A 21,154-nucleotide genomic window follows, 5' to 3' on the forward strand; every position below is an offset into this window, starting at 1 on the left:
GCCGAGGCATCCACCCGCCCGTCAGCGGCGCTGAGGCGGCCGCTCAGTCGTCCTGACCGAGGGTGCCGAGGTAGAGCCCGATCACCTTGGGATCGTTCAGCAGCTCGCGGCCGGTGCCCTCGTAGGCGTCGCGGCCCTGGTCGAGCACGTAGCCGCGGTCGCAGATCTGCAGGCAGCGCCGGGCGTTCTGCTCGACCATGATGGTCGTGACGCCCGCGCGGTTGATCTCCTTCACCCGCAGGAACGCCTCGTCCTGCTTCACGGGGGAGAGCCCGGCGCTCGGCTCGTCGAGGAGCAGCACGTGCGGCCCCATCATCAGGGCTCGGCTCATCGCGACCATCTGCCGTTCGCCGCCCGAGAGCGAGCCGGCCCGCTGGCCGAGCCGCTTGCCGATCTCGGGGAAGATCGCGGTCACGAACTCGAGCCGCTCCTTCAGCCCCTTGGGCTTCTGGTAGAGGCCCATCTCCAGGTTCTCCTGGATCGTGAGCGAGGGGAACACGTTGTTCGTCTGCGGCACGAAGCCGACGCCCTTGGCGACGAGCTTGTTCGCCTTCAGGTTCGTGATGTCCTCGCCGTTCAGCAGCACGGCGCCCTTGCGCACCTTCACGAGGCCGAAGATCGACTTCAGCAGCGTCGACTTGCCGGCGCCGTTCGGGCCGATGATGCCGATGAGCTCGCCCTGCCTCGCGACGAGCGAGCAGCCGTTCAGGATGTTCACGCCGGGCAGGTAGCCCGCGGTGACCTCGGCGACCTCGACGACGGTGTCGCCGGGGGCCTCGGTCACGGCCGTGGCGCCGGCCGGTTCACTGTTCGTCATCGATGAGCTCCTTCACTGCCTCGACGTTCGACGTGTGCGCCGCGCCGAGGTCCGTGTCGTGGTGGGCGCCGAGGTAGGCGTCGATCACGGCCTGGTCCTGCATGACGGAGTGCGGGTCGCCCTCCGCCACGATGCGTCCCTCCGCCATCACCACGACCCAGTCGGCGATGTGCCGGACCATGTGCATGTCGTGCTCGACGAAGAGCACGGTCATCCCCTGCGTCTTCAGGTCGAGGATGTGGTCGAGGAGGGACTGGGTGAGCGCCGGGTTCACGCCGGCCATCGGCTCGTCGAGCATGACGAGCGTCGGGTCGCTCATGAGGGCCCGCGCCATCTCGAGGAGCTTGCGCTGCCCGCCGGAGAGGCTCGCCGCGTAGTCGTGCTGCTTCGCGTCGAGCTTGAACCGGGTCAGCAGCTCGACGGCCTTCGCCTCGATCTGCTGCTCCTGCTTGCGCCAGAGGAACGGCAGCAACGAGCGGAACAGGTTCTCGCCCGTCTGGTCCTTGGCGCCCAGCTTCATGTTGTCGAGCACGCTCAGCAGGCCGAGCGACTTCGTCAGTTGGAAGGTGCGGATGAGCCCCATGCGCGCGACCCGGTAGGCGGGCACGTGCGCGAGGGAGCGGCCGTCGAACTGCCACGTGCCCGAGTCGGGCTTGTCGAAGCCGGTCAGCAGGTTGAAGAACGTCGTCTTGCCGGCGCCGTTCGGGCCGATGAGGGCCGTGATCGCGCCGCGCGGGATCTCGACGTGGGCGACGTCGACGGCCGTCAGGCCGCCGAAGGTGCGCGTCACGCCGTCGGCGACGAGGATCGGGTCGACCTTGCGGCAGCCGGGCTCGGCGTCGCCGAGGTGGAGGCCGGTCGACTTCACCGGCTTGGACGTGGGAGTGGTCTCACTTGACAAAAGACATCTCCTTCTTGTTTCCGAGCAGCCCCTGCGGTCTGAAGATCACGAGGAGCATGATCGCGACGCCGACGAGGATGAACCGGAGCTGTCCCGCCTGCACCTCGGAGATCGGGAACCAGCCGGCCTCGACCGCGCGGGCGATGAAGCCCGAGAAGAAGGACAGCAGCACCCAGAACACGATCGATCCGAGCACGGGGCCGAGGATCGTCGCGGCTCCGCCGAGGAGCAGGATCGCCCAGATGAAGAAGGTGAGCGAGGTCGCGTAGGCGGAGGGGATCACCGCGCGCGGCATGATGAAGATCATGCCCGCGAGGGTGCCGAAGACGCCGCCGATGATGAGGCTCTGCATCTTGTAGGAGTAGACGTTCTTGCCGAGGGCGCGCACGGCGTCCTCGTCCTCCCGGATGCCCTTGATGACGCGGCCCCAGGGGCTGCGCATGAGGAGCCAGGTGAAGAGCACCGCGAGGATCACGACGCTCCAGCCGACGATGATGTTCCACCAGTCGTTCGCGCTGAACATCCAGGGGCCGAAGCCGGCCTTGCCCTCGAAGCTCAGCGGGTTCAGCGCCCGGAATCCGCCCTTGTACTCGCTGAGGCCGTTCGCCGAGCCCGTCACCGCGACGAAGGTGTTCGTCGTGAACAGGAGGCGCACGATCTCGGCCGCCGCGATCGTGACGATCGCGAGGTAGTCGGCCCGCAGCCGCAGGGTCGGGATGCCGAGGATGAGGGCGAACACGATGGACGCCCCGATGCCGACGAGCACGGCGCCCCACACCGGGAACCCGAAGGTGAGCACCGAGATGGCGTAGCCGTAGGCGCCGATGGCCATGAAGCCCGCCTGGCCGAAGTTCAGCAGGCCGGTGTAGCCGAAGTGCACCGCGAGGCCGAGCGCCGCGAGGGCGTAGGCGGCCGTGGTCGGGCTGATGAGCTCGACCGCCGCGTTCGAGAAGATGCTTCCCCAATCGATCATCGTCGGCCTCCTACCCGATCCGCTCTCGTCGGCCGAGGATGCCCTGCGGCCGGAAGAGGAGCACCAGAATCAGCACGACGAGCGCGCTGACGAACTTCATGTCGGAGGGCAGCCAGAGCGTCGAGAGCTCGACGAAGATGCCCACGATGAGCGAACCGATCAGGGCGCCGAACGCCGTGCCGAGACCGCCCAGGGTGACCGCTGCGAAGACCAGCAGCAGGATCTGGAAGCCCATGTCCCAGCTGACGCCGGGGCGGTAGTACGCCCAGAGGATGCCGCTCAGACCGGCGAGGCCGGCGCCGAGCACCCAGACGATCCGGATCACCCGGTCGACGTCGATGCCGCTCGTGGCGGCGAGGCTCGCGTTGTCGGCGACCGCGCGGGTCGCCTTGCCGATCCGCGTGCGCATCAGCAGGAACGCGACGCCGAGGAGCACCACGACGCTGACGCCCATGCTGACGAGGTCGATCCACGAGAGCGAGATCGGCCCGAGCTGCAGGTCGGCGGGGGAGGCGCCGGGCAGCTGCCTGGTCGCGCCGCCGTAGAAGAACTGGTATGTGTACCGCATCGCGAGCGAGAGGCCGATGCTCACGATCATCAGCTGGATGACTCCGACCCCTCGTCTTCGGAGGGGTTTCCAGATCACCCCGTCGAGGGACCAGCCCAGGCCGAGGCTCAGCAGCAGCGCGATGATGATCGCGATCCAGACGGGGAAGCCGAGGTCGCTGGAGAAGGTCAGCAGCATGAGCGCGCCGAAGGTGATCATCTCGGAGTGCGCGAAGTTGCTGAGGCCCGTCGTGCCGTAGATCAGCGAGAGCCCGATCGCCGCGAGGGCGAGCAGCAGGCCGAAGTTCACGCCGTTCGCCAGCCGGTTCAGCAACTGGTCGAAGAACGAGACGGTCTGCCTGGTGCCCTCGCCGAGGAAGAAGTTCACCGACTTCGTGTTGGTGAGCCCGAACTCCGCGGTGCGCGGGTTCTCCTCGTCCTCCGCGACGATGACGCCCTTCGGCAGGGTGTCCTCGTCGAGGGTCACTTTGTAGCTGGCCTTCTCGGGCACGCCGATGCGCCATTTGCCGTCGGCATCCGTCTCGGCGCTGGCTTTGAAGCCACCGCCCTCGACCGTGATCTCGACACCTTCAAGCGGTTCGTCCTCGTACTGCACATTCCCGAGGAAGAAGTACTCGTACTCTTCGGAGTCTGTGCCCGTACTCCCAGCCTCCGCCATCGCAGGGGACGCTGCGATGCCGGACAGAGTGAGTGCGGACAGTAGGACTGCGAGGAGTACGAGCCATCTCCCTGGGGAATGCCGTCGGACTGTTCGCGTGGATTCCACTGCACCTCCAAGGGGTTCCGGAGGTCGTTGTGGACCTCCGGGACCGGTCCTTTCCCGTCGACAACGTCGTTGACGGTACGTGCCGATTATGTCCCAGGTGTTTCGCCCGTGACACAAACGGCCCTCGATTGTTATCCGAGCGACGGGTCCGGCGCAACGTTCGTGCGGGGCGCGGCCCGAATACGCAGCGACGATGGGAATTCGGCGGCCCCGCCGTCGCTTAACATTGATGCACCGCGTCGCGCGCATCCCGCGCGGGCGGCATCGATCCAGGCGGCGAAACCAGCGGCGGCAGCGAAGGGCAGACATGGACAGGAACGATCCGTTCGGATTCACGGGACTCACCTACGACGACGTGCTGCTCCTGCCCGGGCACACCGACGTCATCCCGAGCGAGGCCGACACGACCTCGCGGCTCACCCGACGGATCAGCGTGGCCACGCCGCTGCTCTCCGCCGCGATGGACACCGTCACCGAGAGCCGCATGGCGATCGCGATGGCGCGCCAGGGCGGCATCGGCATCCTGCACCGCAACCTCTCCATCCAGGACCAGGCCGAGATGGTCGACCGGGTGAAGCGCAGCGAGTCCGGCATGGTCACGAACCCCGTGACGACCACCCCCGACGCCTCCGTCGCCGACGTCGACGCGCTCTGCGGCACCTACCGGGTCAGCGGCCTGCCGGTCGTCGACGAGGCGGGCAAGCTCGTCGGCATCGTCACGAACCGCGACATGCGCTTCGTCTCCGACTTCGAGAAGCCGAGCACGAAGGTCTCCGAGGTGATGACGCGGATGCCGCTCATCACCGGCCACGTCGGCATGAACCCCGATGAGGCGCTCGCGATCTTCGCCGAGCACAAGATCGAGAAGCTGCCGCTGATCGACGACGAGGGCCGGCTCACCGGCCTCATCACCGTCAAGGACTTCGACAAGAGCGAGCAGTACCCGAACGCGACGAAGGACGCCGAGGGGCGCCTGCGCGTGGGCGCGGCGATGGGCTTCTTCGGCGACGCCTGGGAGCGCGCCGAGGCCCTTCGCGACGCCGGGGTCGACGTGCTCGTCGTCGACACCGCGAACGGCGAGTCCGCCGGCGTGCTCGACATCATCCGCCGCTTGAAGGCCGACCCCTCCTTCGCGGGCATCGACGTCATCGGCGGCAACGTCGCCACCTACGAGGGTGCGAAGGCGCTCGTCGAGGCCGGCGCCGACGCCGTGAAGGTCGGCGTGGGCCCGGGCTCGATCTGCACGACCCGCGTCGTCGCGGGCGTCGGCGTGCCGCAGATCACGGCCGTGTACGAGGCCTCGAAGGCGACGATGCCGGCCGGCGTGCCGCTCATCGCCGACGGCGGACTGCAGTACTCGGGCGACATCGCCAAGGCGCTCGTCGCCGGCGCCGACACGGTCATGCTCGGCTCGCTGCTCGCCGGCACCGCCGAGAGCCCCGGCGAGCTGGTCTTCCAGAACGGCAAGCAGTTCAAGACCTACCGCGGTATGGGCTCGCTCGGCGCGCTGCAGACCCGCGGCAAGAAGACCTCCTACTCGAAGGACCGCTACTTCCAGGCCGACGTGCCGAGCGACGACAAGCTGATCCCCGAGGGCATCGAGGGGCAGGTGCCCTACCGCGGCCCGCTGTCCGCCGTGGCGTACCAGCTCATCGGCGGCCTGCGCCAGTCGATGTTCTACGTCGGCGCGCGCACGATCGAGGAGCTGAAGACCAAGGGCCGTTTCGTGCGCATCACGCCGGCGGGGCTCAAGGAGTCGCACCCGCACGACGTCCAGATCGTCGTCGAGGCGCCGAACTACACGCGCTGAGGGTCGGCGCGGCGCGGCGAAGCCGCGACGCGCTTCCCTCAGCAGGCGGCAGCAGGAGCGCTCGCGGCGCGCCAGCGCCGCGAAGCGTGCCACGGCAGATCGCCGACGCGAGCTGCACGGGCCCGTCCCGTCCCGTCCCGCCCGCCCGGCCCTACCGCGCGTCGGCCAGCCGGGTGATCGCCTCGGCGAGCACCTCGGGCGTGCACGCGAAGTTCAGCCGCACGTGCCCGCGGCCGGCCGTCGCGCCGAACTGCGGCCCGACGCCGAGGGCGACCTTGGCGTGCTCGAGCGCGTACGCGGCGGGGTCGTCGCCCCAGCCGAGCGCGCTGAAGTCGAGCCAGGCGAGGTAGCTCGCCTGCGGCATCCGGTAGCGCACTCCCGGCAGCTCGTCGGCGAGGAGCTCGGCGAGCAGCCGCCGGTTGTCGTCGAGGCTCGCGAGCACGCCGTCGAGCCAGAAGCCGCCCTCGCGGAACGCGGCGATGCTCGCGATGGAGCCGAACTGGCTCATCCGCCACTCGACCTCGTACGGCATGCCCCGGCGCACGGCGTCGCCGCGCTCGGAGGCCGTCACGATCATCGCCGCCTTGAGCCCGGCGAGGTTGAACGCCTTCGTGCCCGCCGTCACGGTGACGCCGAACTCGCGGGCAGCGTCGGAGACGTTGAGGAAGGGCGTGTAGACCGAGTCCGGCTGCGAGAGCGGGCCGTGCACCTCGTCGGACACGATCGTGGCGCCGTGCCGGGCGGCGATCTCCGCGAGGGCGGCGAGCTCGTCGCGGCTCGGCACGAGGCCGATCGGGTTGTGCGGGTTGCAGAGCAGCATCGCCTTCGCCCCGGCGGCGAAGGCGCGGTCGATGCCGTCGAGGTCGAGCGCCCAGCCGGCGTCGATGCCGCCCGTCATGGGCACCTCGACGACCGCGGCCGACGCCTCCGTCACGATGTCGAAGAACGGCGGGTAGATCGGCGGGGTCACGACGACGCGGTCGCCGGGGCTCGTGACCCGGCGGAGCACCTCGACGAGCCCCATGGCGACGTCGCCCGTGCTCGTCACGCGGGCCGGGTCGACCTCCCAGCCGAAGCGCTCGAGGGCGAAGGGCGCGAAGGCCTCGGCGATGGGGCCGCTGCCGGCGGCGTAGCCGGTGTCCGAACGGTCGACCGCCGCGTGCAGCGCCGCCGCGACCGGCTCGGGGAGCGGGTAGTCCATCTCGGCGACCGGCAGCGGCAGGACATCGGCGGGGTAGAGCCGCCACTTGGCGCTCGTGCGGGTGCGGAGGACGTCGAGGGGCTGAGCGGCGATCCGATGCATGGCTCCAGCTTGCCGCAGACGGCCGGGCTCGGCATCCCTCCGCCGCGGTCGCGTTTGCCGATCGAGTCGTCGCTCGCTAGTCTGATCGGCTGCCCACGAGGCGGCGCGGCCCCGGAGCGTCCGGCGCGGCCGCATGCGAACGGATGTCTCGACATGGGATTCATCGACGTCAACGGCGTCTCCTACTCGCTGCCCGACGGGCGGCCGCTCCTCGCCGACCTCGCCTTCCGCGTCACGGAGGGCCGCACGACGGCGCTCATCGGCGCGAACGGCGCGGGCAAGTCCACACTGCTGCGGATCGTCCGCGGCGAGCTCGCCGCCGACGAAGGCAGTGTGCGGGTCGAGGGCGGCCTCGGGGTCATGGACCAGTTCATCGGCACGGGCCGCACCGCCGAGGGAGCCGCCGAGACCGTCGCGGGGCTCCTCGTCTCGGTCGCGCCCGAGCGGATCCGCGTGGCCGCGCTCGAGCTCGAGGCCGCCGAGAACGCGCTGATCGAGCACGAGGACACCGCCGCGCAGATGCGCTACGCCGCCGCGCTCGCCGAGTACGCCGAGGCCGGCGGCTACGAGCAGGAGGTCGTCTGGGACCACTGCACCGATGCCGCGCTCGGGGTGCCCTTCGAGCGCGCCCGCTGGCGGGAGCTCGCGACGCTGTCCGGCGGCGAGCAGAAGCGGCTCGCGCTCGAGGCGCTGCTGCGCGGGCCCGAGCAGGTGCTGCTGCTCGACGAGCCGGACAACTCGCTCGACGTCCCCGGCAAGCGCTGGCTCGAGGACCGGCTGCGGGAGACGTCGAAGACCGTCTTCCTCGTCTCGCACGATCGCGAGCTGCTGGCCAGGGCCGCCGACCGCATCGTGACGATCGAGCTCGGCGGCGGAGGGAACACCGCCTGGGTGCACGGCGGCGGCTTCGAGGGGTACCACGAGGCCCGCGAGGCGCGCTTCGCCCGGCTCGACGAGCTGCGTCGGCGCTGGGACGAGCAGCACGCGGCGCTGAAGCAGCTCGTGGCGACGCTCAAGGTGAAGGCGACGTACAACGACGGCATGGCCTCCCGGTACCAGGCGGCGGTCACCCGACTCCGCAAGTTCGAGGAGGCCGGGCCGCCGGAGGAGCGCCCGCCCGCCCGCGAGGTGGACATGCGCCTGCGCGGGGCGCGCACCGGCAAGCGCGCGCTCGTGTGCGAGGGGCTCGAGCTCACGGGCCTGATGCGGCCGTTCGAGCTCGAGGTCTGGTATGGCGACCGGGTCGCCGTGCTCGGCTCGAACGGCTCGGGCAAGTCGCACTTCCTGCGCCTGCTCGCGGGCGGCGGCAGCGACCCCGACCCGATGCAGGGCCACCGGACGGAGGCGACGGCGGGGCTCGCCCGGGTGCCGCACTCGGGTCGTGCCGTGCTCGGCGCCCGGGTCGTGCCCGGCTGGTTCGCGCAGAACCACGAGCACCCCGAGTTCACCGGGCGGACGCTGCTGGAGATCCTGTTCCGCGGCGACGCCGAGCGGCCGGGCCTGCCGCGCGAGCAGGCGAGCTCGGCGCTCGACCGCTACGGCCTCGCCCGGGAGGCGCAGCAGCGCTTCGAGCACCTGTCCGGCGGGCAGCAGGCCCGCCTGCAGATCCTCCTGCTCGAGCTCTCGGGTGCGACCATGCTGCTGCTCGACGAGCCGACGGACAACCTCGACCTCGTCTCGGCCGAGGCGCTCGAGGACGCGCTGTCGCGCTTCGACGGCACGGTGCTCGCCGTGACCCACGACCGCTGGTTCGCGCGCGGCTTCGACCGCTTCCTCGTGTTCCGCGAGGACGGCGAGGTCGTCGAGGCGGATGCCCCGGTCTGGGACGAGCGCCGCGTGGCGCGCGCCCGATGAGGCGCCCGGGTAGGCTGGGACGGTGAGCCAGGAGATCGAGATCGGCCGTTCCAAGCGGGGCCGCCGTGTCTACGCGTTCGACGACATCGCCATCGTGCCGAGCCGGCGCACGCGCGACCCGGAGGACGTCTCCGTCGCCTGGTCGATCGACGCGTACCAGTTCGAGCTGCCGTTCCTCGCGGCGCCGATGGACTCCGTGGTCTCGCCGAAGACGGCGATCATGATGGGCCAGCTCGGCGGCCTCGGCGTGCTCGACCTCGAGGGCCTGTGGACCCGCTACGAGAACCCCGAGCCGGTGCTCGCCGAGATCCGCAGCCTCCCGGCCGACAAGGCCACGGCGCGCATGCAGGAGCTGTACGCCGCGCCGATCCAGCCGGGCCTCGTGCGCGAGCGGCTCGCCGAGATCCGCGCCGCGGGCGTCACCGTCGCCGGCGCGCTCTCGCCGCAGCGCACGGCCGAGCTGCACTCGACCGTCGTCGAGGCCGGCGTCGACCTGTTCGTCATCCGCGGCACGACCGTCTCGGCCGAGCACGTCTCGAAGAACGTCGAGCCGCTGAACCTGAAGAAGTTCATCTACGAGCTCGATGTGCCCGTCATCGTCGGCGGCGCGGCCACGTACACCGCGGCCCTGCACCTCATGCGCACGGGCGCGGCGGGCGTGCTCGTGGGCTTCGGCGGCGGTGCCGCCTCCACGACGCGCGCCTCGCTCGGCATCCACGCGCCCATGGCGACCGCGGTGGCGGATGTCGCGGGCGCGCGCCGCGACTACCTCGACGAGTCGGGCGGCCGGTACGTGCACGTCATCGCCGACGGCGGCGTCGGGGCCTCCGGCGACATCGTGAAGGCGATCGCCTGCGGCGCCGACGCGGTCATGCTGGGCGCAGCCCTTGCGCGGGCGACCGATGCGCCGGGCGGCGGTTGGCACTGGGGCGCCGAGGCGCACCACCCGAAGCTGCCCCGCGGCAAGCGCGTGCAGGTCGGCCAGGTGGCTCCGCTCGAGGAGATCCTCTACGGCCCGGCGCCGAACGCCGAGGGCACCGCCAACCTCGTGGGCTCGCTGCGCAAGTCGATGGCGACGACCGGCTACTCCGACCTGAAGGAGTTCCAGCGGGTCGAGATCGTCGTCGCCCCCTACCAGGGCGCCTGAGCCCGGCCGGAGCCCGCCGACCGTACCGCGTTCCGGGCTCGCCGAACCGAGTCGTGATCGCCGGACCTCCCGCCCGAGTTGTCGGGTAGCGTGGAAGCAGCGCGGTATACGACGTCTGGGGAGGCGACGATGGCGAAGCTCAAGTCGGTGGCACGGTCGGACAAGCTCGGCCCTGAGGAGCGCGCGGCGGCGATCGCGCGACTGAAAGAGAAAGAGCTCGACGTCCTCGTCGTCGGCGGCGGCATCGTCGGCACCGGCTCCGCCCTCGACGCGGTCACCCGCGGGCTCTCGACCGGGCTCCTCGAGGCGCGCGACTGGGCGAGCGGCACCTCGAGCCGCTCCTCGAAGCTCGTGCACGGCGGCATCCGCTACCTCGAGCAGCTCGACTTCCGGCTGGTCCGCGAAGCGCTCATCGAGCGGGGCCTCCTGCTGCAGCGCATCGCCCCGCACCTCGTGAAGCCGGTGCGCTTCCTCTACCCGCTGAAGAAGCGGGTGTTCGAGCGCTTCTACATCGGCGCCGGCATGATGCTCTACGACATCTTCAGCTACACGGGCGGGCGCCCGCCGGGCGTCCCGCACCACCGGCACCTGTCGAAGCGCCAGGTCATGCGGGCCATCCCCTCGCTCTCGAAGGACGCCCTCGTGGGCGGCCTGACCTACTACGACGCCCAGGTCGACGACGCCCGCTACGTGGCCTCGCTCGCGCGCACGGCCAGCTTCTACGGCGCCCACGTCGCGAGCCGCGTGAACGTCGAGGGCTTCCTGAAGGTCGGCGAGCGGGTCGTGGGCGTGAAGGCGCACGACCTCGAGACCGACGAGCACTTCGAGATCCGCGCCAAGCAGGTCGTGAACGCGACCGGCGTGTGGACCGACGACACCCAGCGCATGGTGGGGGAGCGGGGCACCTTCAAGGTGCGCGCCTCGAAGGGCATCCACCTCGTCGTGCCGCGCGACCGCATCCAGTCCGCGATGGGCATGATCTTCCGCACCGAGAAGAGCGTGCTCTTCGTCATCCCCTGGGGCCGGCACTGGCTGATCGGCACGACCGACACCGACTGGAACCTCGACAAGGCGCACCCCGCGGCGACCGCGGCCGACATCGACTACCTGCTCGAGCACGTGAACGCCGTGCTCGCGGTGCCGCTCACCCGGGAGGACGTCGAGGGCGTGTACGCGGGCCTCCGCCCGCTCCTCGCGGGCGAGAGCGACCAGACCTCCAAGCTCTCCCGCGAGCACCTCGTCGCGCACACCGTGCCCGGGCTCGTCGTCATCGCGGGCGGCAAGTGGACCACCTATCGGGTGATGGCGAAGGACGCGATCGACGCGGCCGTCGACGCGCTCGACGGCAAGATCCCGCCGTCGGCCACGCAGGACATCGCGCTGCTCGGCGCCGAGGGCTATCAGGCCGCGTGGAACAAGCGCGGCAAGATCGCCCGCGCCTTCGGCGTGCACAAGGTGCGCATCGAGCACCTGCTGAACCGCTACGGCACGATGACCGACGACCTGCTCGACCTCATCCGCAACGACCCCGCGCTCGGCGAGCCGCTGCCCGGGGCCGACGACTACCTCGCCGCCGAGGTCGTGTACGCGGCCTCGCACGAGGGCGCCCTGCACCTCGACGACGTGCTCGCCCGGCGCACCCGCATCTCGATCGAGGCGTGGGACCGCGGCGTCTCGGCCGCGCCCGTCGCGGCGAAGCTCATGGGCGGCGTGCTCGGCTGGGACGAGGCCCGCGAGACCCTCGAGGTCGAGCGCTACCTGCAGCGCGTCGAGGCCGAGCGCGCCTCGCAGGAGCAGCCCGACGACGCCTCGGCCGACCGGGTGCGGCTGGAGGCGCCGGACATCGTCCGGGTCGACTGATCGGTCCGCCCGGCGCCCCGGCATCGTCGTGGGCGCCGGGCGGGCACCCACCGCTTCCCCAGCCGCGTCCGGGTAGGCTCGGTGATCGTGTCCGCTGACTCACGCCGCGCCGTGCTGCGCATGATGGTGCGCCCGCGGTGGCTGCTCGCCCTGCTCCTCGCCCTCGGCATCGCCGCCGCCTTCGCCCTGCTCGGGCAGTGGCAGGTCGAGCGGGCGGTGGAGCAGGCCACGGTCGAGGTGCGGCCGACGGAGGAGGTGCTGCCCTTCGCCGGGCTCGCCGCCCCCGACGCGCCCACCGAGCAGCGCGCGACCGGGCAGATGGTCGAGGTCACCGGGCGTTTCGTCCCCGGCGACACGGTGATCGTCGACGGCCGTCTGAACGACGGCGTCGCGGGCAGCTGGGTCGTCGCGCACCTCGAGGTCACCGACGGCGCGCCGGGCGGACTGCCCGTCGCGCTCGGCTGGGCGCCCGACCGCGAGGCGGCCGAGCGCGCGCTCGCCGAGTTCGAGCGCGATCTCGGCTCGGAGGACACCACCCTCGTCGGCCGGTTCCTGCCGAGCGAGGCCCCGATCGCGCCCGCGGACGACGCCGATCCCTTCGAGATGAAGACGGTCGCCGTCGCGCAGCTCGTGAACCTGTGGGCCGACTTCGACGACCGGCCGGCGTACTTCGGCTACGTCACGGCGAAGGACGCCTCGCCCGGACTCGAGGCGATCCACTCGCCGCCGCCCGAGCAGTCGGTGGAGCTGAACTGGCTGAACGTCTTCTACGCGGTCGAATGGGTGGTGTTCGCGGGCTTCGCGATCTACCTCTGGTACCGGCTCGTGCGGGACGCGGTCGAGCGCGAGCGCGACGAGGCGGAGGCGCTCAGCCAGTCCGCGTAGACTGGTGGCATGCCCCTCGAGCCCAAACTCGCCGATCTGCCGCGCATCCGCGGGGCGCTGAAGTTCTACCAGGTGGCGTCGGTCATCACGGGCGTGATGCTGCTGCTGCTCTGCGCCGAGATGCTGCTGAAGTACGTCTGGCACTTCGAGCTGTACGCCTTCGGCCCGAACGGCGTGCTCAGCTTCGAGCCCGTGCTCGAGACGGCGAGCGGTCTCGAGTCGACCGGCACCGGGGTGAACCTCTCCACCGGCATCCTGATCGCGCACGGCTGGTTCTACGTCGTGTACCTCTTCAGCGACTTCCGGCTGTGGAGCCTCATGCGCTGGCCGTTCACGCGCTTCATCCTCATCGCGCTCGGCGGCATCGTGCCGTTCCTCTCCTTCTTCCTCGAGGCCAAGATCGGCCGCGAGGTCCGCAGCTACCTCGACCGCCGCGAGGCCGAGGCCGCAGATTCCGACAACCAGCCCGTGGAGGCCGCCCAGTGAGCGAGACCGAACAGCGTCCCGTCCTCGTCGTCGACTTCGGCGCCCAGTACGCGCAGCTCATCGCGCGACGGGTGCGCGAGGCATCCGTCTACTCCGAGATCGTGCCGCACACGGTCACGGCCGAGGAGGTGCGCGCCAAGAACCCGATCGGCATCGTGCTCTCCGGCGGGCCGAGCTCGGTGTACGAGCAGGGCGCCCCGCAGCTCGACCCCGAGGTGCTCGAGCTCGGCGTGCCGACCCTCGGCATCTGCTACGGCTTCCAGGTCATGGCGCAGCACTTCGGCGGCGAGGTCGCGCAGACCGGCCAGCGCGAGTACGGCGCGACGCACGCGAACGTGGTGGATGCCGAGGGCAACGCGCTGCTCGTCGACCAGCCGGCCGGGCAGACCGTGTGGATGAGCCACGGCGACTCGGTCGCCCGAGCCCCCGAGGGCTTCGAGGTGCTCGCCTCCACCGAGTCGACCCCCGTCGCGGCGTTCGCGAACGACGAGCGCAAGCTCTACGGCGTGCAGTGGCACCCCGAGGTGAAGCACACGCCGTTCGGCCAGGGCATCATCGAGAACTTCCTGCACCGCGCCGCGGGCATCCCCGCCGACTGGAACTCGGGCAACGTCATCGCCGAGCAGGTCGCGCGCATCCGCGAGCAGGTCGGCGACGCCCGGGTCATCTCGGCCCTCTCCGGCGGCGTCGACTCGGCCGTGTCGACCGCGCTCGTGCAGCGCGCCGTGGGCGAGCAGCTCACCGCGGTGTTCGTCGACCACGGTCTGCTCCGCAAGGGCGAGCGCGAGCAGGTGCAGCAGGACTACGTCGCCGCGACCGGGGTGCGCCTCGTCACGGTCGACGCGGCAGACACCTTCCTCGACGCCCTCGCCGGGGTCACCGACCCGGAGGAGAAGCGCAAGATCATCGGGCGCGAGTTCATCCGCGCCTTCGAGGCCGCGGAGCGCGACCTCCTCGCCGAGGCGGCGGCCGACGGCACGCCCATCAAGTTCCTCGTGCAGGGCACGCTCTACCCCGACGTCGTCGAGTCGGGCGGCGGCGCGGGCACGGCGAACATCAAGAGCCACCACAACGTCGGCGGCCTGCCCGAAGACCTGCAGTTCGAGCTCGTCGAGCCGTTGCGCACCCTCTTCAAGGACGAGGTGCGCGCCATCGGCCGCGAGCTCGGCCTGCCCGAGGCGATCGTCGGCCGGCAGCCCTTTCCGGGGCCCGGCCTCGGCATCCGCATCGTGGGCGAGGTCACCCGTGATCGTCTCGATCTGCTCCGCGAGGCCGATGCCATCGCGCGCGAGGAGCTGAGCCGTGCGGGCCTCGACCAGGAGATCTGGCAGTGCCCCGTCGTGCTGCTCGCCGACGTGCGCTCGGTCGGCGTCCAGGGCGACGGCCGCACCTACGGGCACCCCATCGTGCTCCGCCCGGTCTCGAGCGAGGACGCGATGACCGCCGACTGGACGCGGCTGCCCTACGACGTGCTCGCGAAGATCTCGAACCGCATCACCAACGAGGTGCGCGAGGTGAACCGCGTCGTGCTCGACGTCACGTCGAAGCCGCCGGGCACCATCGAGTGGGAGTGAGCCGGGGCATCCGGCATCCGGAGGGCGCGGTCTGCTGACCGCGCCCTCCGTCGTTTCCGGCGACGCAGTGCGCACGCACTGGCCGTCGGCGCCCGGGGAGGGCAGGATGGCGCCATGGCGAATGCGCGCACGAAACTGACCGTCGTCGGCGCCGGCAGCGTCGGGGTGAGCCTCGCGTACGCCGCGCTCATCCGGGAGAGCGCCGCCGAGGTGGCGCTCTACGACATCGCCGCCGAGAAGGTCGAGGCCGAGGTGCTCGACCTCGCGCACGGCACCCAGTTCACCGGCTCCGCGGTGTCCGGCGGCGCGGACCCGGCCGTCGTCGAGGGCAGCGACGTGGTCGTCGTCACGGCGGGCGCGAAGCAGCAGCCCGGGCAGTCGCGCATGGAGCTCGCGGCGACGAACGCGGGCATCCTCGAGCGGCTCATGCCGACGCTCCTCGAGCGGGCGCCGGGCGCGGTGTTCGTGATCGTGACGAACCCGGCGGACGTGATGACGGTCGTGGCACGGCGGGTCACCGGCCTGCCGGCCGAGCGGGTGTTCGGCTCCGGCACGGTGCTCGACACCTCGAGGCTGCGCTGGCGGCTCGCCGAGCGCGCGGGCGTCGGCACCGCGAGCGTGCACGCCGACATCGTGGGCGAGCACGGGGACACCGAGTTCCCGCTCTGGTCGAACGCGCGCATCGGCCCGGTGCCGATCCTCGACTGGCGCGGCGGCGAGCCGTTCACGATGGACGAGCTCGACCGCGTCGCCCACGAGGTGCGCGACGCGGCGTACACGGTCATCCGCGGCAAGGGCGCGACGAACCTCGCGATCGGGCTCAGCGGGGCGCGCATCGTCGAGGCCGTGCTCCGCGACGAGCACGCCGTGCTGCCGGTGTCGACCGTGCTCGACGGCGTCCGCGGCATCCAGGGCGTGGCGCTCTCCCTGCCCTCGGTGGTCGGGGCGCACGGCGCCCGGGTCGTCGCCGAGACCCCGATGTCGGCGCATGAGGAGGCGCGCCTCCTGGCCTCCGCCGAGGCCATCCGCGCCGCTGTCGAGGCCCTCGGCTGAGACGCGAGAAGATTCTCGGAGAGTTTTTCGCACTCGTGTCGATCTGCGCGGTTCCCGTTCGACGCCATGAGTGAGAGGGTCGGAACCGGCCCCGATCGATCCGAACAGGAGACGGAATCATGACCAAGTACATGCTGATCATGCGTGCGGACGAGCGCGGCGTCGCCGCCTACGAGGAGATGGACTTCACCGAGGTCATCGCCGCGATGGGCCGCTACAACGAGTCGATGATGAAGGCCGGCGTGCTGCTCGCGGGCGAGGGCCTGTCCGACGCGAGCGAGGGCTTCGTCGTCGACTTCAGCGGCGAGACGCCGCTCGTCACCGACGGCCCCTACGGCGAGATCAAGGAGCTCTTCAACGGCTTCTGGATCATCGAGGTGGGCTCGAAGGCCGAGGCCGCCGAGTGGGCGAGCCGGGCGCCGCTCGGGCCGGGCGCGTTCCTCGAGGTGCGTCGGGTGACCGACGCCTCCGACTTCCCCGCCGACAACGAGTGGGTGCAGAAGGAGGAGGGCTGGCGCGAGGAGCAGGCCCAGCGGGCCGCACAGGCCTGAGCCGGGCGGCCGCGTGAGCCACGAGACCGAGGAGCGCCGCATCGACGAGGAGTCGGTGCGGCGCTCCGGCGCGCCCGGCGAGGTGTCCGCCCCTGCTCCGGCGGTCGACCCGGCCCTCGTCGCCGAGCGCGTCGCGGCGGTGTGGCGCATCGAGTCGCCGCGCATCGTCGGTGCACTCACCCGCTTCGTCGGCGACTTCGCCCAGGCGGAAGACCTGGCCCAGGAGGCGCTCGCCGAGGCGCTCGAGCAGTGGCCGGCCGAGGGCGTGCCGCGCAACCCCGGCGCGTGGCTCACCGCGGTCGCGAAGCGCCGCGCCATCGACGGGTGGCGCCGCAGGGAGCGCTACGAGGAGCGGGTGGCGGCGATCGCGCACGACCTCGAGGCCGAGCGCGCGGCCGAGGCGGAGGCGCCGCCCTACGACCCCGACCGGATCGACGACGACGTGCTGCGCCTCGTCTTCGTCGCGTGCCATCCGGTGCTCAGCCGGGAGGCGCGCGTCGCGCTCACCCTCCGCGTGGTCGGCGGCCTCACGAGCGAGGAGGTGGCGCGCATGTTCCTCGTACCCGTCGCCACCGTGCAGCAGCGCGTCGTGCGCGCGAAGAAGACGCTCGCCGAGGCCGGCGTCGCGTTCGAGGTGCCGCCCAGGGCGGAGCTGCCCGAGCGCCTCGACGCGGTGCTCGGCGTGCTCTACCTGATCTTCACCGAGGGCCACGCCGCGAGCGGCGGCGAGGACTGGATGCGCCCGGAGCTCAGTCGCGAGGCCCTGCGGCTCGCGCGCATCGTCGCCGCGCTGCTGCCCCGGGAGCCCGAGGCGCAGGGCCTCGTCGCGCTGATGGAGCTCGCCGCGGCGCGCTTCCCCGCCAGGACGGATGCCGAGGGCAACGCGGTCCTGCTCGCCGATCAGGACCGCTCCCGCTGGGACCTCGGGGCGATCGCCCGTGGCCGCGCGGCGCTCGAGCGCGCCGATGCGATCGGGCGCGGGCGCGGGCCGTACGCGCTGCAGGCGGCGATCGCGCTCGAGCACGACCGGGCCGCCTCGGTCGAGGACACCGACTGGGCGGCGATCGTCGCCGTGTACGACGCGCTCGCGGAGCTCTCCGGATCGCCGGTGGTCGCCCTCAACCGCGCGGTCGCCGTGTCGATGGCGGATGGCCCGGCGGCCGCCCTCGAACTCGTCGACGCGCTCGCCGGTGAGCCGCGGCTGGCGCTCTCGCACCTGCTGCCGAGCGTGCGGGGCGAGCTGCTCGCGCGGCTCGGCCGCGACGAGGAGGCCAGGGCCGAATTCGAGCTCGCCGCCGAGCGCACGCAGAACGCCCGGGAGCGCGCCGTGCTGCTCGCGAAGGCGAGCGGCCGGGGCTGAGCCGCTGGCCGGGCCGAGCGGGCGGCGGGCTCCGCGGCGCATCGGGGTGCCGGAAACGACGAACGGGCCGCCCGAGGGCGACCCGTTCGTGCAGTCGAGCTGCTGCGGCGACTAGTCTCGCGCGATCGCGATGAAGCGCAGGATCTCGAGGTAGAGCCAGATGACGGTGACCATGATGCCGAAGGCGCCGGACCAGCCGTACTTCTTCGGGGCGCGGTTGCGCACGCCCTGCTGGATCGCGTCGAAGTCGAGCACGAGCGAGTACGCGGCCATCAGGATGACGAGCACGCCGATGACGAGGCCGAGCGGGATGCCCATGATCTCGACGCCGCGGAGGCCCCACGGATCGGTGTTGACGCCGGTCCACATGAGGATCATGTTGACGAGCGAGAACACCAGGTAGCCCACCATCGCGATGAGGAAGACCTTGGTGGCCTTCTTCGAGGCGCGCACCTTGCCGCTCGCGAAGAGCGCGAGCGTCACGCCGAACACGGCGAGGGTGCCGAGCACGGCCTGGGCGATGATGCCCGAGTACTGGGTCTCGTAGATCAGCGAGATGCCGCCGATGAAGAGGCCCTGCGCGGCCGCGTAGGCGAGGATCAGCGCGGGCGAGGGCTCGCGCTTGAAGATGTTGACCATCGCGAGCACGAAGCCGACGATGGCGCCGACCCAGAACACCCAGGGCATGGTCGGCGTGAGGGCGAAGCCCGCGGCGGCGCCGACGAGCAGCACGCCGAACGAGGCGACGGTCTTCGAGATGGTGTTCTCGACCGTCATGACCTCGGTGTCGGGCAGCGTGGTCGGGCGGTCGTACATCTCCTGCAGCTGCTGGGCCGACACGTCCTGCGCTGCGGCCACCGCCCCCTGCTGGGAGAATGCGGGGTTCCGCGAGAAGGCGGGATTGTCGAGTGCCATGAACGGTTCCTCTGCTTTCGGCGTTCGTCGGGTGGAGGGGAATCCGGGCGCGGCTGCATACCGGATTCCTACGAATCTACCGTGTCCAGCCGTGACGACGCCGAGAATGCGCCGGAGATCATCCCCAGGTGCCATGCCGTCGCTACGCTATGCGCATGCTGGCAGACACCGCGGGCCATCCGCTCGTCATCGGACACCGCGGCGCCTCCGGCTACCGGCCCGAGCACACCCGCGCGGCCTACGAGCTCGCCTTCGCGCTCGGCGCGGAGGCCGTCGAGCCGGATCTCGTCGCGTCGCGCGACGGCGTGCTGGTGCTGCGCCACGAGAACGAGATCTCGGGCACGACGGATGTCGCGAGCCGCCCCGAGTTCGCCGGACGCCGCACGACCCGCGAGGTGGACGGAGTTCCGCTCACCGGTTGGTTCACCGAGGACTTCACCTGGGCCGAGCTCGCGACCCTGCGGGCGACCGAGCGCCTGGGCGCGCTGCGCCAGACGAGCGCGAGCTTCGACGGCCGCTTCCCCCTGCTGCGGCTGCGGGACCTGCTCGAGCTGGTGGAGGATGCTGCGGACGCAGGCCAGCGGCTGCTCCGCATCGTGGCGGAGTTCAAGCACGCGAGCCACTTCGCCGGTCTCGGGCTGCCGCTCGACGAGCTGTTCGCCGCCGAGCTCGAGGCGGCCGGCTGGGGGAGAGGCGACGGGCGGCTCATCCTCGAGTCCTTCGAGCCGACGATCCTCGACCGCCTGGGCGATCGCGGCGTGCACGGGTCCCGGGTGTTCCTCATCGAGGAGTCGGGCGCGCCCTGGGACCTCGTGCTCCGCGACGGCGCGGCCGCGACGAGCTACGACGAGGTCGTGACCGAGGCCGGGCTGATGCGGCTCGCCGGCCGCTTCGACGGGGTGAGCGTCTCGAAGTCGCGCCTCGTCGGCGGCTCGAAGCGCCGCGGACCGCTGCACGGGGCGGAGCTCGTGGACGCCGCGCACAGCGCCGGCCTCGCCGTCTACACCTGGACGCTCCGCCCGGAGAACCGCTTCCTGGCACCGGCGTTCCGGCGGGGGACGGCCCGCGCGCACTGGGGGGACTGGCTCGGGGAGTTCCGCGCCGTCATCGACACCGGGGTCGACGGGATCTTCGTCGACCAGCCCGACCTCGGGGTCGAGGCGCGCGACGGGCGCGATTGAGGGCTCGGTCTCCGGGGGCGCGGCGTCTGTCCACAGCCCGGGCGGATGCCTCGGCGCGGCCGGGGGCGTGTCGCTAGGCTGGGGATCCCAGCACGCCGGCGTCGACAGGAGGAACGATGTCCAGCTCCACTCCGGGTCCCGATCCCGCTCAGGGATCGGTCCCAGCACCGGGGTCCGCACCGGTGCAGCGTTCGCGCACCGCGAGGATCGCACTCTGGCTCTCCATCGGCATGCTGGTGGCGGCAGCGCTGCTCGGCGGCTTCTTCATCATCGTCGGCGATCAGGCGAACGTCGCGGGGCGGGCGTGGCTCACCATGCTGCTCGTCGCGGTGTTCGCCGGCACCGTGCTGCTCGACACGACCATCGCCGACGGGCCCAACCGCTGGTACCTCGCGGCCTCGACCATCGTCAACGTGGTGCTCGTCGCGATCGGCCTGATGAAGGTGTGGAACGGCTGGCTTCAGCCGGCCAACACCGCCGACCCGGGCGTCTGGGCCGCCCAGATCGGCCGCTTCATCGCCGTCGTCATCCTGTTGCGGCTCGCGCTGCTGCTCACCCAGCTCTACGGGCTGCACTTCGTCGCGCGGGCGAAGAAGACGGCGACGCGCATCTCCGGCATCGTCACGCTGATCTTCGTCTGGGCGACGGCGCTCGTGCTCTCGATCCCCTCGGCGTTCCCCGAGCCCGATTGGCCCGACTGGTGGTGGCGCACCGCGGGCGCCACCTCGCTCGTCGCGGTCGTCGCCGCGGTCATCCCGCTCATCCTGCGCGCCTTCGAGCCGAAGGAGCCGCGACCGGCGCAGCCCGCGTACGGGCAGCCTGGGTACGGGCAGCAGCCTGGGTACGGGCAGCCGGGGTACGGCCAGCAGCCGGTCCAGCAGCCGGGGTACGGCGAGCCCGGGTACGGGCAGCCGCCGGTGCAGCCGGGGTACGGCCAGCCGGGGTACGGCCAGCCCGGGTACGGTCAGCCGGCCGCACAGCCGGGGTACCCCGCACCGCCGGCTCCTCCCGGCTACGGGCAGCCGACGACCCCGCCGCCTCCGCCCGGGTATGCGCAGCCGACGCCGCCCCCGCCGCCCGCACCTGGGCCGCAGCCCCCGGCGCCGCAGCCGCCGGCCTGAGTCAGCGGGGTCGGGTGTCCGCGGTCCCGC

The 21,154-nt window shown here is 71.6% G+C and carries 18 protein-coding genes; 12 read left to right on the forward strand and 6 right to left on the reverse strand.

Translation table 11 applies throughout. The features are described from left to right. Nucleotides 1-43 precede the first annotated feature (43 nt). From IEY71_RS02680 to IEY71_RS02695, 4 genes are read right to left on the reverse strand one after another with little or no spacing between them, the layout of a single operon-like run. The gene (locus IEY71_RS02680) at nucleotides 44-817 is read right to left on the reverse strand and encodes an ABC transporter ATP-binding protein (protein WP_189083750.1); all 774 of its coding nucleotides are present in this window, start codon (nucleotides 815-817) and stop codon (nucleotides 44-46) included. Further along, on the reverse strand, nucleotides 804-1,718 hold the full coding sequence (locus IEY71_RS02685) for an ABC transporter ATP-binding protein (RefSeq protein ID WP_189083751.1): 915 nt from the start codon (nucleotides 1,716-1,718) through the stop codon (nucleotides 804-806). The genes IEY71_RS02680 and IEY71_RS02685 overlap by 14 nt, the downstream gene beginning before the upstream one ends. Then, the gene (locus tag IEY71_RS02690; protein WP_229781625.1) at nucleotides 1,708-2,688 is read right to left on the reverse strand and encodes a branched-chain amino acid ABC transporter permease; all 981 of its coding nucleotides are present in this window, start codon (nucleotides 2,686-2,688) and stop codon (nucleotides 1,708-1,710) included. The genes IEY71_RS02685 and IEY71_RS02690 overlap by 11 nt, the downstream gene beginning before the upstream one ends. 13 nt (nucleotides 2,689-2,701) lie before the next feature. Beyond that, nucleotides 2,702-3,916, reverse strand: a complete 1,215-nt coding sequence (locus IEY71_RS02695) for a branched-chain amino acid ABC transporter permease (RefSeq protein ID WP_229781495.1) — start codon at nucleotides 3,914-3,916, stop codon at nucleotides 2,702-2,704. A gap of 415 nt (nucleotides 3,917-4,331) precedes the next feature. On the opposite strand from IEY71_RS02695, the gene guaB reads away from it, so the two are divergent. After that, nucleotides 4,332-5,834, forward strand: a complete 1,503-nt coding sequence (gene guaB / locus IEY71_RS02700) for an IMP dehydrogenase (RefSeq protein WP_189083754.1) — start codon at nucleotides 4,332-4,334, stop codon at nucleotides 5,832-5,834. Nucleotides 5,835-5,985: 151 nt separating this feature from the next. On the opposite strand, the gene IEY71_RS02705 is transcribed toward guaB, so the two are convergent. Next, nucleotides 5,986-7,137 (reverse strand): MalY/PatB family protein, encoded by a 1,152-nt coding sequence (locus tag IEY71_RS02705; protein ID WP_189083755.1) that lies wholly within the window; start codon nucleotides 7,135-7,137, stop codon nucleotides 5,986-5,988. A 153-nt stretch (nucleotides 7,138-7,290) separates the two neighbouring features. Here IEY71_RS02705 and IEY71_RS02710 point away from each other — a divergent pair, with 153 nt between their 5' ends. The 9 genes from IEY71_RS02710 (at nucleotide 7,291) to IEY71_RS02750 (ending at nucleotide 17,907) form a co-directional block, all read left to right on the forward strand. Beyond that, entirely contained in the window at nucleotides 7,291-8,991 is a 1,701-nt protein-coding gene (locus IEY71_RS02710) for an ABC-F family ATP-binding cassette domain-containing protein (protein ID WP_189083756.1), read from the forward strand. A gap of 22 nt (nucleotides 8,992-9,013) precedes the next feature. After that, the gene (locus tag IEY71_RS02715) at nucleotides 9,014-10,138 is read left to right on the forward strand and encodes a GuaB3 family IMP dehydrogenase-related protein (protein ID WP_189083757.1); all 1,125 of its coding nucleotides are present in this window, start codon (nucleotides 9,014-9,016) and stop codon (nucleotides 10,136-10,138) included. A 129-nt stretch (nucleotides 10,139-10,267) separates the two neighbouring features. Further along, nucleotides 10,268-11,998 carry a glycerol-3-phosphate dehydrogenase/oxidase gene (locus IEY71_RS02720; protein ID WP_189083758.1) on the forward strand — a complete coding sequence of 577 codons (1,731 nt, stop codon included), beginning with the start codon at nucleotides 10,268-10,270 and terminating at the stop codon, nucleotides 11,996-11,998. 87 nt (nucleotides 11,999-12,085) lie between these two features. Continuing rightward, nucleotides 12,086-12,883, forward strand: coding sequence for an SURF1 family protein (locus IEY71_RS02725; RefSeq protein WP_189083759.1), 798 nt, complete (start codon nucleotides 12,086-12,088; stop codon nucleotides 12,881-12,883). Nucleotides 12,884-12,892: 9 nt separating this feature from the next. Then, nucleotides 12,893-13,369, forward strand: coding sequence for a DUF3817 domain-containing protein (locus IEY71_RS02730; RefSeq protein ID WP_189083760.1), 477 nt, complete (start codon nucleotides 12,893-12,895; stop codon nucleotides 13,367-13,369). Then, a complete protein-coding gene (guaA, locus tag IEY71_RS02735) occupies nucleotides 13,366-14,943 on the forward strand; it encodes a glutamine-hydrolyzing GMP synthase (protein WP_189083761.1) in 1,578 nt (525 codons plus the stop codon). The genes IEY71_RS02730 and guaA overlap by 4 nt, the downstream gene beginning before the upstream one ends. A gap of 114 nt (nucleotides 14,944-15,057) precedes the next feature. Beyond that, a complete protein-coding gene (locus IEY71_RS02740) occupies nucleotides 15,058-15,996 on the forward strand; it encodes an L-lactate dehydrogenase (protein WP_189083762.1) in 939 nt (312 codons plus the stop codon). A 119-nt stretch (nucleotides 15,997-16,115) separates the two neighbouring features. Further along, nucleotides 16,116-16,547 (forward strand): YciI family protein, encoded by a 432-nt coding sequence (locus IEY71_RS02745; protein WP_229781496.1) that lies wholly within the window; start codon nucleotides 16,116-16,118, stop codon nucleotides 16,545-16,547. A gap of 82 nt (nucleotides 16,548-16,629) precedes the next feature. Continuing rightward, a complete protein-coding gene (locus IEY71_RS02750; protein WP_189085042.1) occupies nucleotides 16,630-17,907 on the forward strand; it encodes an RNA polymerase sigma factor in 1,278 nt (425 codons plus the stop codon). Between the two features lie 111 nt (nucleotides 17,908-18,018). On the opposite strand, the gene IEY71_RS02755 is transcribed toward IEY71_RS02750, so the two are convergent. Then, nucleotides 18,019-18,822, reverse strand: coding sequence for a Bax inhibitor-1/YccA family protein (locus tag IEY71_RS02755; RefSeq protein ID WP_189083763.1), 804 nt, complete (start codon nucleotides 18,820-18,822; stop codon nucleotides 18,019-18,021). 155 nt (nucleotides 18,823-18,977) lie between these two features. Between IEY71_RS02755 and IEY71_RS02760 the strand changes: the two genes are divergently transcribed. Both IEY71_RS02760 and IEY71_RS02765 read left to right on the forward strand, forming a co-directional pair. After that, nucleotides 18,978-20,003 (forward strand): glycerophosphodiester phosphodiesterase family protein, encoded by a 1,026-nt coding sequence (locus IEY71_RS02760; RefSeq protein ID WP_189083764.1) that lies wholly within the window; start codon nucleotides 18,978-18,980, stop codon nucleotides 20,001-20,003. 116 nt (nucleotides 20,004-20,119) lie between these two features. Next, nucleotides 20,120-21,124, forward strand: a complete 1,005-nt coding sequence (locus tag IEY71_RS02765; protein ID WP_189083765.1) for a hypothetical protein — start codon at nucleotides 20,120-20,122, stop codon at nucleotides 21,122-21,124. Nucleotides 21,125-21,154 lie beyond the last annotated feature (30 nt).

The organism is Agromyces mediolanus (assembly GCF_014648575.1).
GTDB classification, from domain to species: Bacteria; Actinomycetota; Actinomycetes; order Actinomycetales; family Microbacteriaceae; genus Agromyces; species Agromyces mediolanus.

Bases quoted from the DNA above. Each gene is read 5' to 3' on its own strand.
- IEY71_RS02710 (WP_189083756.1), top strand. From the start codon at position 7,291: ATGGGATTCATCGACGTCAACGGCGTCTCCTACTCGCTGCCCGACGGG.
- IEY71_RS02745 (WP_229781496.1), top strand. From the start codon at position 16,116: ATGACCAAGTACATGCTGATCATGCGTGCGGACGAGCGCGGCGTCGCC.
- IEY71_RS02680 (WP_189083750.1), bottom strand. From the start codon at position 817: ATGACGAACAGTGAACCGGCCGGCGCCACGGCCGTGACCGAGGCCCCC.
- IEY71_RS02730 (WP_189083760.1), top strand. From the start codon at position 12,893: ATGCCCCTCGAGCCCAAACTCGCCGATCTGCCGCGCATCCGCGGGGCG.
- IEY71_RS02755 (WP_189083763.1), bottom strand. From the start codon at position 18,822: ATGGCACTCGACAATCCCGCCTTCTCGCGGAACCCCGCATTCTCCCAG.
- IEY71_RS02720 (WP_189083758.1), top strand. From the start codon at position 10,268: ATGGCGAAGCTCAAGTCGGTGGCACGGTCGGACAAGCTCGGCCCTGAG.
- IEY71_RS02765 (WP_189083765.1), top strand. From the start codon at position 20,120: ATGTCCAGCTCCACTCCGGGTCCCGATCCCGCTCAGGGATCGGTCCCA.
- IEY71_RS02705 (WP_189083755.1), bottom strand. From the start codon at position 7,137: ATGCATCGGATCGCCGCTCAGCCCCTCGACGTCCTCCGCACCCGCACG.
- IEY71_RS02740 (WP_189083762.1), top strand. From the start codon at position 15,058: ATGGCGAATGCGCGCACGAAACTGACCGTCGTCGGCGCCGGCAGCGTC.
- guaB (WP_189083754.1), top strand. From the start codon at position 4,332: ATGGACAGGAACGATCCGTTCGGATTCACGGGACTCACCTACGACGAC.
- IEY71_RS02695 (WP_229781495.1), bottom strand. From the start codon at position 3,916: ATGGCGGAGGCTGGGAGTACGGGCACAGACTCCGAAGAGTACGAGTAC.
- IEY71_RS02760 (WP_189083764.1), top strand. From the start codon at position 18,978: ATGCTGGCAGACACCGCGGGCCATCCGCTCGTCATCGGACACCGCGGC.